9 protein-coding genes are annotated in these 13,322 nt (G+C 48.0%); all 9 read right to left on the bottom strand.

Features of this window, described 5'->3' with window-relative positions:
- Positions 1-43: 43 nt before the first annotated feature.
- The 9 genes from GSF27_RS05815 to GSF27_RS05855 all read right to left on the bottom strand — a co-directional run bounded on the left by GSF27_RS05815 (position 44) and on the right by GSF27_RS05855 (position 13,316).
- A complete protein-coding gene (locus GSF27_RS05815; RefSeq protein WP_160966586.1) occupies positions 44-961 on the bottom strand; it encodes a hypothetical protein in 918 nt (305 codons plus the stop codon).
- Entirely contained in the window at positions 958-3,570 is a 2,613-nt protein-coding gene (locus GSF27_RS05820; protein WP_160966588.1) for a rhamnan synthesis F family protein, read from the bottom strand. The genes GSF27_RS05815 and GSF27_RS05820 overlap by 4 nt, the downstream gene beginning before the upstream one ends.
- A 145-nt stretch (positions 3,571-3,715) precedes the next feature.
- Positions 3,716-5,785: a glycosyltransferase family 4 protein gene (locus tag GSF27_RS05825; protein ID WP_160966590.1), complete on the bottom strand. Its 2,070-nt coding sequence runs from the start codon at positions 5,783-5,785 to the stop codon at positions 3,716-3,718.
- 99 nt (positions 5,786-5,884) lie between these two features.
- Positions 5,885-6,853 carry a glycosyltransferase gene (locus GSF27_RS05830; protein ID WP_160966592.1) on the bottom strand — a complete coding sequence of 323 codons (969 nt, stop codon included), beginning with the start codon at positions 6,851-6,853 and terminating at the stop codon, positions 5,885-5,887.
- 8 nt (positions 6,854-6,861) lie between these two features.
- Positions 6,862-8,157: a glycosyltransferase family 1 protein gene (locus GSF27_RS05835; protein WP_160966594.1), complete on the bottom strand. Its 1,296-nt coding sequence runs from the start codon at positions 8,155-8,157 to the stop codon at positions 6,862-6,864.
- A 94-nt stretch (positions 8,158-8,251) separates the two neighbouring features.
- On the bottom strand, positions 8,252-9,556 hold the full coding sequence (locus GSF27_RS05840) for a glycosyltransferase (protein WP_202410271.1): 1,305 nt from the start codon (positions 9,554-9,556) through the stop codon (positions 8,252-8,254).
- Complete coding sequence (locus GSF27_RS05845; protein WP_160966596.1) at positions 9,553-11,124, bottom strand: polysaccharide deacetylase; 1,572 nt, start codon at positions 11,122-11,124, stop codon at positions 9,553-9,555. Before GSF27_RS05845 ends, GSF27_RS05840 begins: the two co-directional genes overlap by 4 nt.
- Positions 11,121-12,488, bottom strand: a complete 1,368-nt coding sequence (locus tag GSF27_RS05850) for a phenylacetate--CoA ligase family protein (RefSeq protein WP_160966598.1) — start codon at positions 12,486-12,488, stop codon at positions 11,121-11,123. Before GSF27_RS05850 ends, GSF27_RS05845 begins: the two co-directional genes overlap by 4 nt.
- Positions 12,489-12,560: 72 nt before the next feature.
- The gene (locus tag GSF27_RS05855) at positions 12,561-13,316 is read right to left on the bottom strand and encodes an ABC transporter ATP-binding protein (protein WP_160966600.1); all 756 of its coding nucleotides are present in this window, start codon (positions 13,314-13,316) and stop codon (positions 12,561-12,563) included.
- Between the last annotated feature and the right edge of the window lie 6 nt (positions 13,317-13,322).

Consider the following 13,322-nt stretch of genomic DNA (forward strand, 5'->3'; position numbering starts at 1 on the left):
TTACGGCATGACTCTAGTAGCGCCTGGTCAAAAAAACTGAAGTTCAAGAAACTGGGAATTCGGAACGCCAAAACACTCTTTGGTCAATGCTCTTAACCCCTTTCGAGTTAAGGTAATCTCTAACGGAAGGGGGAAGGTAAGGGCTAACTTCCGGACCTAACTCCTTCAGCTGCCGCTTCATATTGTTAATCGCAAATATATTGGATGGCTCTGATTCTGTAGCAACCGTGAAAAATATGGAAGATCTCTCCCCTACCACACTTCTGAACAGCTCCAGAAGTTCACTGTCTTTTTCACTCTTGGGAATTTTCTTTTGCTCCACCATACTAACTTCATCAACTATACCATCAAGAATGGCTTGCCCTCGTTCCGTCCGGGGCCCAGGTATAGGCGATAGCTGACCTGTATGTGAAAGACGTGCATCGAAAATAAGAATATCACCTACTTCAACCTCCAAATACTCAATCTCGCTTGAATCGTCTCTTATAATTTGGGTCCTATGCGAACGGGGTACGATGGTCAGGCCATCATCAAAGTCCTTATGAGACTGAAGATATATGGCAATCTTATAAACATTCGGCTCATCAATATGATAGCCAGGGCCTCCAAAGTAACCTCCATCCCCGTAACTCATGCCATCGTCCTTATGCCAGCCGTTAAGGGCATTAAAGTGGAGATCAGCATGATTCGTAATAAACCAATCCTCGGACTCAAATACCTCCGAAATTATAGCGATCAGTTTTTCACATTCGAAAATGTCTTTAATGAAGGGCGCTGTTCTGAAAGCATGAGGCTGTCGTAGTCCGTAATGCTTTCTTACTCCTGCACCCATTTGGCCGTGCAGGATAGCCAACTTTCTTATATTATCCAGCAAGTCAACGGGGATAATATTTTTTGCCAGGTAAAATCCATTCTCTAAAAGCTCTGATTTTATACTTTCCATTTTTAATCCATTATTCATGAAAACTTTCCGTAAAGAATCTCTTGTGTCTTTGATTTGTACTGACTCAGCAACAGCGACAACGAAGAACCATAATGGACAACATAATCGAAGCAGGTTGCCGCCAATTCAGTTACCGGTGAATCGCCAAGAATTTCTGTGAGATCTATTAAATTAGGAAGCTTTCCTACTGGATAGAGAGAAAGCTTTTCCAACGCAGCAGAACGTGTTGCATCTGATATTCTGTCCGATGGATGGAGGATAATATATGTTTTATCGCTGCTTGTATTACCTGAAAATATTGGAGCAAATTTGCTGTCGCAGGGAGTAATCTTCGGCAAATGAAACGGATACCCACCACTACTCGGCAGAAGAACCAGAGTCTTCACGGGCCCAAGCTTATCCTTATAAGCGTCTTTAAGTACTGTCTCCCGAGCCGAAGGGTGAAAGAGCTTTTCGGACCCCGCCATACCACAAAAGGCCTTTGAAACAGTGTATAAATGGTGCTCATTCAACATTTTCGGGTGCCAAAAATAATAGCGCTTGAAAGCCAACAGCGGGAAATAATTTCTGGTGTGGAAATACTCCTCAACAGAAGAGAAGCACCTATCAAACATCAACTCAGACGCATCTATTAAAGAAGCGTCAGGAAAAATTTCAGCTATCATCCCATGACTGAACAGATCAAACTCGGTGGAGCCAACTCTAGCAACGATACTGTTGGCCGCATCCAGTGGAGAACTTCGATTGATCAAATTCGCTGTGCTGGCATACTGTAAGGTCTTCGTAGCATACTCGGCCTCCCAGGTCGGGACAGAGGAAAGATTACCTTCTTCAATCAAATTGGTACTTATGCATGCGGGATGCATTCCGAGGACATAGCTAAATACTGCGTTATAATGGTGTGCGTAAAAGTGGAACAACCTGCCCGCCAGAACGTCCAATAGTCTGTTACAAAAATTCATAACTGACATCAGACTTTCCGAGCCCGTCAATGTCTCGATATCCGGCAAATTCGTGGATATCTGAGTAAATCCGGAAAGCATTTCCGAGGTGCAGTTCAACCGGTGGACCAGAATTATGACATCGGATCTCTTCAACCCAAGGTATTCAATTGTTCTATTTGCCGCGACCTCTGCGATTGGGTTATTAACCACAAAAACGTGGATCACTCCCTTCCCCTCTGGCAACTCAGGCCGACGCTCCCGAGCGCGCCAAGACTTAAACCTGTCAATCGATTGCCGGTGAGGCGTCATGGAATTATCGTAGAACTGGGGAAAATTGTCGGGGACACGTCTTAAATACTCAGGGAACGCAAAACTCCTATACTGCACCGCTTGGAGCAGTAACAAATCGTTCACTTGATCTATGTTGTATCTTGATTCAGATGGGATTGGTATCAACGAATCTCCGAAAATAATTTTAATGCGCTCTTTTTCGAAAACCCCTATCAGCCTGAAGTTAAATCCATATTTTCCGTCCGTAATGTCGGGAACAGGTTGAAAGCCGCAATCCATAACCGATTCCTGTGAAGCAACAATGGAATTGTCGACCATTATAGAAACCAAAAACCGTCTTGCAGGTTGAACCAAATCCAGAACATAACCCGAAACTATCGTTTCACCGTTACTTTTAACAGCCACATCGTAGCAACTGCACAGCTCTGAATTTTCCCTTTGCCGGCCAAATTGATTAGCTCTTACAATTAATTCAGATCGCTTGTCGATCCGTTGGAATTTTTCTATTTCTTGCCCCGCATAATTCGATTCCTCTGAGATCAGCGACGGCTCAAACCAACATAGGCGCCCACTCAGGTCAACAAAGGTACAGACAGAGGACCCATTCACATTGAACGGCTCAGAAAGCAAAAGGCTTCGTTCGACAAAATGTTCCAGAGCACCATCTACGTTATTGGAGCCCTTTCGAGACTCACTCTCAAGCCAGTCCTCATCTGATATAGGTAAACTACGATATCGATTGACGCCGGCCCGATTTAACCAGTAAAAGGATCCAGACATAACTGTAGTATTGATGACATCTTCGACGGAAAGTTCGCGGCCCAACCTGAGAGACACTTTTTTAAGCCAATACTGATTTCCAAGCCAGTGCTTAGCCTCGGTTCGAGTCAGTGTTTGCTCCAACACCGGCGCAATAAAACATGTTTCTTTGGCCTCTTTCCGCACAAAGTATTTTTCGATATTTTTAATTGTACTCTCAGTTCCGCAGAGTATACGGATGGAGTTTCGCCGCCAATCACTTCCATCCTGTCGATGCCTGCTTAGCTTTCCATGAAGCTTGCAAACCAGGTCGTACTTATCAAGCACACCTAATTGCACCAACTTCCAAAACGGATAAATATCCCGGCCAACATTATTGAAAGTGTAAACAACAGCTCCCACAGATTTTTCCAAATACTCTCCGTACTTCGCCCCTACGCTTCCATTTACTGTGAAAATCTTGTCGTAATCTCCCCCAAACTCATTCATTGTCTGAATTGATTCATGTATCAACTCAGGAAAATGAAGGTGGTATACCGCGACCTTTTTGTTTTCCGAATGAAAACTCCCAGTCTTATCGATTAATAGCGTATTAATCTTAGGATTAGAATACGAACTACAAGATTTTTTCAAGCCAACACCCCTAATTAAGATTTTCCTTTCCAGAAAAACATATTTTCGATTTTTATAACTAGTTAATAAAATTCAACCATGTTTCACCAGATACACTTAACTGCTCTTTGCAATCGCTCAATATGTAGTTAAATAAATCACACTACTATACCGACCTTTGATCTTCGCTCCGGGCCAAATTGGAATATACGGCCTCTATTCTGTCCTTATAGGCTCTTGCGACAGCTTCCTTCGAATAGACCTTTTCGATAAAAGCTTTCCCGTTAGCAGCCTTCACCCTTCTCAATTCTGAATCGTTATAGACTAATCTCATCTTACCAGCAGCGTCATCCAGGTCTGGATCGTACCAATATTGACCATCGTCGAAAAGATAATGTCCGGCTGGAACAGGAACAACCTTTCCTGCCACACAGAACGCAGTATCGTCATTGCAGAAATCTGCATTTCCTGAAAACGCAGATGCGACAACCGGTTGACCCAACAACATAGCCTCTGCTATTCCTCTTCCAAATCCTTCAGACCTATGCAGAGACACATAGCAATCTGCAGTTGCCATTAAATCAACCATATCATCACGATTAAGGCTTTCTGTAAAAACTACAATTCTTGGATCGCCCGCAACCAACGTCAGAATTTCACTCCAATACACATCCTCTCTGACATTAATGGCCTTGATCAACAAACACACATTCAGATCACCACAATTTTCCATTGAAAAAGCTTTCAAAAATGCTTTCACCACTGCGACGGGATTTTTTCTGGTTATGAAGGAGTTCCCATCAAACGTGGCGTAAAAAATAAAGTCCTCATTACTAAAACCCCAACGCTCACGACATCGATCGGGAGCCTTAGTCAAAGTCACTCCCATTGGCATTTTCACTACATTTGGGTGCCCCAATCGCCGAAAGCAATTTGCCACATATTCACTTTGAGCCCAAATCTCATCAACTACATGAAGAATCTGGCAATATCTCTCAGGCCATTCGGGCAGCTCCCACGGCCAAGCACCAATTCTATACCCTGAAGCGGCCACAAAATCTCTTCCCCCCTCCAATCCCAGGCGAATCATATCGGTCGGCGGTAAACAAAATACTGACACTTGGTATTCAGGGTTATCTATTACACGGGTACTAGGATCTAATTCGATTAGTCTTTTCGGCCCCTTGATTGGTGCTTCGATCAATGCACATTCAATGCCCGCGGCGCTAAGGCAAAGCCCCATTTGGCGGGCGTCCTCACCCAGCCCAAGCATGCCAAAGGGATAACCAATAATATTTACACCTTCTTTTTCACCTGCGCCAGGTCGGTCCGCTGATTTAAACTCTCCTGATACGCTTCCGCCCTTAGAAGATGGCGGCGAAAGAGCCTTTTCCTTGGTGACAATACTGTGCAGACTCTTGAGCTCATAAGCCCCCGAGCTTTCCCACCAAGTCTCAAGAGCATCCTTCAATCCAAGACCGCCTCCTGTCTTCGTCAGAATAAGATCTGGTCTATCCTTGGCTATCAAGCTCTGAAAAGGCAACAATTCAGCCCCTTCAATTTCTGAGCACAATAGCTTCTTTGCCAGCTCCAGCTCCGACGCCGTAGATCGTCTTAATATATGGTCAGTGATACGAACCAGGGGCGAAAATTTAAGACCATCGTCCAAGTCTGGAGAGTACTGAATAAACTCATATTCTTTGCCCCCAAACTTACTCCACCAGTTGAGAAATTTTTCGCAGCCTTCCTTCCGGCTTAGATTAAAATGTTTTTTAAGATCAGGTCTGCTAAGCCATATATGGTAAAGAGCCAAAGGTATCTTATCGGCGCACGCCGGTGATGGCTTTGACAGCCACCTGAGAATATCATCAGCTCTTGATGAGATCAGTACGGCGCAAATAATGCTTGTGCTTGTTCTGGTTAGCGCTTGACATACTGTTTCACAAACCACTGATAATTGGCGGCTATTAAGGAAATCCAATATCTTTGCTGGAGGAAGATCCCATCTCATCTCTGGATAGACATCACTGAGCTTTGCACACCAAAAAAAATACGACCGCATTAGCTCAGCTTCGGATTCGGATTCGGATTCGGATTCAAGACCGCTAATGATTTTCCAGCTCCTATATTCAAACAAAAACTGAACACCCAATGGAACTTTATATACTCTTCCCGCTGATCTTGAAGAATCTTCATCTAGCCAAGAATATAACTCATCATGATCTATGCTATTCATCGTAGTTGCACCAATAGCTTTTCGCCTTCCATAAAACCTCCACCGCTCCTAAGGAAATAAACTTTATCTTGCCAAGTCTCTTCTCAATAATGCGTTTCTTTATGCTCGTGCTTTTTCATAAGCCGCCTCTAACTCCTCCGCTACCCGATCCCAGGAAAATTCCCGGACTCGTGTTTTTAACAACTCCGGATCAGAAGCCTGCACCATCGCCTTGACAAGACTTTCCGATATTTCTTCGATGTCTGTGGGGTTTACGTAGAACGCATGGTCACCAAAATACTCCTTAGCACATCCTTCCTTGGTTATGACTAACGGCACACCTGCCGCCGCCGCCTCCAAAGCCGCTAACCCCGGAGTTTCCAACAAGCTAGGCAGTGCAAATACACCACAGGCTGCATATGCAGACCTGAGCAGTGGATCACTGTGGTCAATATGCCCAACGTACTTGAAATGGCCTTCGCTCCGCCTGCAGAGCGTCTGGTAATAGTCTTCATCCCTAACGTCACCAATTAAAACCACTTCCAAACCTACCAATTTTGCGGCTTCGACAAGCGATATCTGATTTTTCCTGGGCTCAACATTCCCAACACAGAGAATAAAGCCGGAGTTAATATCAAATGTGCGGCAGAATGCATCAGGTTCCACCTGCTCAAAAAAAACTGAATCAACGCCATTGTGCGTGACACAATATCGCTCTTCAGGTAAATCAAAGTGTCCTAAAAATCGATCCACTTCTGCTTGGGAATTGGGACAAATAACATCCGACGCGCTTAGCATGTATCCTATCTCACCCATCGCGTACTGTTCAGTATTGTCGGATAGCCACAGTATTGGACTCAAGACCAGTGGAATATCATGACTATGTAGATAAGCAACCAAATTGTAGAAGCCGCCCTGCACAGAGAACTGATGAACAACATCGGCATCTGCAAGGTCATGCTCCCACTGGTTAAACAATACAACTTCGTGGCCTCGACGCTCCAAAGCCTCTTTCGACTTAAGGAGTTGTATTTCCCCACCGCCTGGACACTGAAAAGCCACTGGATAGGTATAAAAATAAATCTTCATATAGTTTCTTAATTCATGTTTTGGTTGTAACTCTGACGAAAGACCTTAACATCCTTCTCATCGGGACAACCTAAGGAAGAATCCGAGTCAAGAAACTCCAGCATTTCGTCGATTCCTGGAAGCTCCTCTCGTCTCGACCGCCGCCATTCCATTTCCTGTAGCTCTAGACTTTTGGCTTCCAAAGCATCAACCGCTCTTTTTGCGCTGAGCGTCCAGGAGAACTTTTCAGGCTGAACTCGGGCATGAGCAATCAAGCGTGAGCGAAATTCTTGGTCACTAACTATACGTGCCATTTTTTCGGCTATTGATACAGTGCTGAAAGGGTCAAAAAGTGCCTCTTCATTATCAATGACTTCCGGTATACACGTTTGATTCGATGCGAGTACTGGCGCACCACAGAGCATTGCTTCCAATACAGGTAACCCGAACCCCTCGTGCAACGATGGAAAAACATAGCCTGTGCACCCTGAATACAGATGGATCAGCTCCTTATCCTCAACATAGTCCGTTAATATTACCTTACTTGAAGAAAGACCATTGGAGGCAACGTTATTCTCTACAGATTCCCTATTGCCAGGGTAGAGCTTACTGGCAATCACTAGTGTTTGTTGCTCCCTAATATCGGCAGGCAGCATTGCGTATGCCTCAATCAGACGCCCAATATTTTTCCTTGGATCAAACCCACCCGGGGCGTAAAGAAAATATCCAGAGCCAATGCCGAACTTTCGAAGCGTGGCTTGAACTTCTTTGCCAGTCACACTGAGATCTAAAAACAATTCATCTGCTGCTGACGATATGTTCACCACTTTATCGGCATTGAATTCGAGCAATTCAATGGCTTCCTTACGTGAGTAATCAGAAATTGCCAGAAGCAGGTCTGCCTTTCTCACGCCTGCGAGCTTTTTCATGTAATAGTCTTTGAATGGCCCTTCAGGCATGTAGTCATCCGACATTGCCAACGGGATAAGATCGTGTTGGGTCAACGATGTCGGAATATACACGCCCAATTCACCTACAGAACCGACTGCATCATCCCCCCAACCATCGGCCAGGAGCGCTGGCACATGAACAAAATCCGGCTCCAGACAAGCAATGGCATGCTCCCGCAGTAACCGAGCAGCCATCTGCCGCCAGGCATTCTCCGGTACAGCTGCCGCACAAGGAGTAGGCACACTGAAAGACACAACTCTGGCGCCAGGAATGCGGGCGGAAATATCGCCCTTCAACTCCTCCAAACCGTCTGGAAAAGCTTCACTCACCAGAAAGATGACTTCATGCTCTCTGGCGATCAACTCTTCTGCCATGGCCAACATCAGTGCCCGGGAACCTCGGCCGACACCCCGATATTTGCTCGCTGACTGGCAAGCCTGAAAATCCAATACAACGCGCATATAAACTTTATCTATCTATCAATGAATCCAGAGATAACGGAGACTGCTGACGAAATAGTTCTCGTAGCATTCTGCTTAGACGTCTTTCCCAGGTATTCTCGCCTACAATATTTAAGGACTCTTTTTCACTCCAGCCCCCTCGTTGTAACACGCTCGCCACTGCTTCCCTGAATTTTTGTTCACCCAATGCCGTCGCAATCTCAATGTTCGGCGACCGTGTAAAAGCCAGAGGTGTTGCAACCACGCGTTTCCCGGCTGAGATATATTCGAAGTATTTCATGGGAAACATGGAGTCTGTGTATTTGTTTATCAGACTTGGCAAGGTTGCTACTTGAAAGCCGGCGAGGTAGCCGGGCAGGTCTCTGTAAGACTTATGCCCTAAGAAGTGGACATTGGGTATTTCCCGTAGCTGCCGAAGGAGTTCACTGGATTGTCCCTCTCGTTCCTCACCAATCAGTACCCAATGCCAGGCAGGTTCAGCACGGGCTACCTGAAAGATCAGCTCAAAGTCCACTTTGAAATCTGACAGGACACCAACATAGCCTAGTCTGGGCTCCGGTATGGCAGACAAATCTGGCGGTAACTCATGGACTTTTCGTGCAGCCGAGAAGTGCTCGTAATCAACGACGTTAGGCAGGTAGTGGGTATTAAGGTTGAGCTTCCTGCAATGCTCCGCCAACGCCGGGGCAGTTGCAAAAACTGCATCTGCTCGCCGCAATAGAGACTCCTCGGCACTCCTGAAGGCTTGGGCATCCACACCAGGTACCGCGGCGAGGTCGTCGACGCAGTGATATAACAAAGGCCCACTTTTATCGATAACCACATCCAGCATGAACGGGTGATAGGTCCAGATCAGTGGTTTATCGAAGCACAATTTCTTGCCCGCACGACGCAGCATCGACCCCAGCAGTACTTTGTTCAGCCAACGTAAGATTGAAAAACGATAGCCCGCTGGAATTACCAAGGGAGAAAGCACAAAAACTCCCTTATCTCGCTCCACAGCACCTAGTGAAAACGACGCTAATCCTTTCATTGCACGGCTTATAAGCCGCCGCCAGTCTTTCTTACTAGCCGCCTTTGGGCCTCGTAATCCCACACTTTCGACATACAGAACCTTGGTACCAACCGCCGCCAACGACTTGGCGCAATGTTGCTTGTTTGTCCAGTAGGGTTCATCCCAGTCAGCGGTCGCGAACATAATGCAGCATTCGGGCGCCAGAACTTCTTCAAGTGATCCATCAGCTACTGACATTTCAACGTTAGCGGCTTTGTCTCTTGTCCTGTTCAACGCACTGGGGCTTCCGCTGCTCATGATTCAACAACCTTCATTCGAGCGCCACGATACTCGTACTCCAGTTGCCATCCATTGGGCGGTAAAAGCTGTGTCCATAGCTCTAACCCATCACCTGATACGGTTGCCCTGACAGCACTCTTTGCACCAAGAAAATCAAACGCGTCATCCAGATTGGCAAACAGGACGTTGCCGCTTGTCTGCCGGATAAAGTCCAGAAATGTCTTGTGGGCATTGATACGCTGCTCTTCGGATTGCCAGCCGTAGGCGTAGCGCTCGGAGAATGGATGATCCAGATATCCAAAAAAGTGCTGTCCTGCCTTAGCTGTGGCGAACGCTTGCTTGAACACTGTGAGAGGATCCTCCGCTTGCTGCATGCAGTCGCCATGGAGCATGCACTGCTGTGGAAACCCAATAAACCCTATTCCCTGCCCTACCGCATTCCCACTACGCGCTGTCATGTAATCCGGGTCATTGCAGATAATTCCGCCAACACAGCCTTCATAACCGGCATCCGCAAGTGCTTTGCGTGCATATACCGGTGTATGGTGGAACGGTGATACGGCATAACGGACCTTGTGCCCAATCGCTGACTCTATGGCAGCCATGGATTCGCAGCCTTCATGCAGTGCTGCCAGGTAACTCCCCCCCCAGTTAGGAGCGTGAGTCAGGGTATGCGACAGAATTGACCCACCTGAAGCCAGTACGTCTTTCGGGAGTTGATGGTGTTTACTGTCCGGCAATACCGCCGCGTGAAGCGCCAGGGATAAAGGCACATTTTCAGCACAATAGGCCTGCCAAAGCTGTCGGGCAGACTCTACATCCTCATCGCAGTCCAGGCGCATAGTCACGGCGCAGTCATAACCTGCCGGGATTTCACTAACAACCGGAGCACAAGCGAGCTCATCACTGCGGTAGTGCGCCAGATAAACCTCCACCAACCGCCATTCTTGGGAGTCGATTGGACCAACGGCTCGAGCAAACCAGAACAGGCTACCATTGAAGTCCCATTTCGCGGCATAGGCCGCCAGCGCGTGTTCACCAGCCATGACCTCGGCCACAATGGTGCTTGCAGGAGCCTGCAGGCAATCCGCCAACGCCCAAGGGGTGTCGTCGACGGTGATGGCTCCGTATCCCATGTTGTTCCACTCTTCCATAAAGTCGTAGCGACTGAAGTAGCGGGTTTGCAGCGGGGATATCTGATCAGATATTGGTCGACGATATTCAATGCGGGCTTCACTGCAACCTTCACCATAGGTTGGAGCGGGTGGGGCTTTTGCTAATTGGGCAAGCTCCCCAACCTCGCCGCTTTTCGACAATCCCAGGTATTGCCACAGGCTTTCCGGAACAGAGCCAAACAAGAGCACCTTATTAGCCGAATCCCGGAGTAGTGCTTGCAGTGAACCGCCCCAACAGGCCAGGGGATTAATCAGGACCCAGATATGTTCCGAATCCCCGCGCTCGACAGAGGTATGCAGTTGCGAAGCACAAACTCGCTTAACAAGATTGGAGGGCACCGAACGACACAGCGCAGCAGTAACGAGGTCACCGGCATAATCGCTGTCTCCAGCGCTCAGGACGTAGATCATTGGGTCACCACATGACGAAATTTGGCGTGACGCCCGACCCTGACGAAATCACTGTGGCCGACAAACTGCAGATCGAAAGCCGTGCCCCAATATTGGTTAACCTTGGCGCTGATATGTTCCGGATCTACGTGTCCCTCGGGCACGATTTTCAGCAGCGGCTTGCCACCACGAACATCAATCTGGAACTCCTGAATACCACCAACCCGGTGATCCAGCATGTCCTGAATGGTGTGGGTGGCATAATCAACCCCGTCTAGCGTCACCACATCATGGATGCGACCCACGACATTGTTCAGAACAAATCCCCGTTCTCCTGCCTCTACCTCGGCCAGATCGCCAGTCTGATACCGGATCAGTGGCATCAGGCGGTTGCGGAAACCGGTAAAAATCAATTCGTGGCCATGCTCTCCCGGAATGGATTCGGGCCAGCCCTCAGATTCCAGAACCCGCATACCCGGTTTGCCATCCAGCTCATAGGCCATAACCCCGAGTTCCGCCAAACCATAGCGATTCACCACACGGCACTGTAAGGCTTGGGCGATCTTGTCTCTCTGGTAAGGCTCCAGTAACTCACCACTGGGCTCAAATACGTCAAAGGCCCTAGCCTTACCCTGAGTGCGCTCGATGTAGCAGGCCAGAGCATAGATAGTCGATGGGTGCCCGTGCACCATGTACGGCTTGCGGGCTTTCAGTGTTTGCCAGATTTCTTCGAGGCCTGCATCATCAAGGCGATCAAAGAAGATATTCGAGCGGTTCATGGCAAAACATTTGAAATCTTCCCGGGTCGGCCAGGATTCGTAGTCTGCATCCGGAAAACGGCAGGCAAAATGGAGTTCTGGCTGGCGCTTGGTATTGCCAACGCTCTCACGGCAATACAGCGTGACGGCAGACGAGTAGTCTGCGGCCAGCTGGTCATACTCGATCACTGTCGAAAGCCCGGTTGATCCCCCGGTTTTGCAGCTGTAGTGACGAAGTCCTTGCAGGGGCGAGGACAAGAGTCGATCACCCTGCTCCCGAATAATGTCTTTGGTCAGTAATGGCAGGTCATTGAGGTAGGCTGTATCTGCTTTCAATTTGGCAGGATCAAATTTCAGCGTCGCAAACAGATCACGGTAGTAGGGCACACTGTGCCCGGCAAAAGCGACGATGTCCGCCAGCTTCCCACGGGCGATGTCCATACGTTGGGATTTAGGCAACCGGTAGTGGTGACGCAACTCGCGCAGCTTACTGGTAACATCACGCTGCTCTCGTCGCTGGGCAATAGGATAGGCGATATACGCGCTGGCCACTCCCTTGATCCAGCGACCCGGCTGACGGGCAAAGATGGCTTCACATGATTTCAAAAAAGGGTGACTTCGTTTCATTTCTACCGTCAAAAGGACAATTAGTGTCAACAAGCTCTCAATCAGTGACTACAAGCGCAATAGGCGATGAGGCTACAGGTTCACCACCTTTTGCTGTTCTGGCGAGTAGCGCTGGCGCGGATCAAACTCTTCGATAACGCTACCGTGCTCCAAATGCAATACCCTGTTGCAGACTCTGGCTAACAGCTCTTTGGAGTGTGTAGCCATGACCAGAATTGAGGCGTTCTCCACCATCTGATTCAACCTCACCGCCGCCTTCTCTTTAAAAGTATCGTCACCCACGCTTAACCATTCATCCATGATGACGATATCCGCCTCCACGCTGGTAGAGACCGCGAATGCCAAGCGCAAATGCATACCGGATGAATAGGTACGAATAGGCATTTCCAGATACTCTCCCAGCTCGGTGAATTCGGCGATTTCATCCACCTTGGTGCGAATTTCCTGTGGGCTCATCCCCATCATCACGCCACGCAGAAAGATGTTCTCGTAACCAGTAGCGTCCTGATCCATCCCCATAGTAATGGCCAGCAAAGACGCCACCCGTCCTTTAGTTTCGAGATAGCCTGAAACTGGCTCGTAAGCGCCCGCCAATACCCGCAGTAGGGTTGTCTTGCCTGAGCCGTTATGACCCAACAGGCCGATTCGGTCACCGGGCGTGGCTTCAAAGGAAATATTATCAACAGCTCTCACCAACAACTGCTTACCTGCACTTCTGGCCAGGCGGCCACCGGTGCTGGCGTGAAGAATGGTATTTTTCAATGAACGGTGCGCATTGGAAAAGACCGGGAACTCTACCGTTACGTCTTGTGCTTTGATGTAACCCAACGTTCT

It is taken from the genome of Pseudomaricurvus sp. HS19 (genome assembly GCF_009857815.1).
Classification (GTDB): Bacteria; Pseudomonadota; Gammaproteobacteria; order Pseudomonadales; family Cellvibrionaceae; genus Pseudomaricurvus.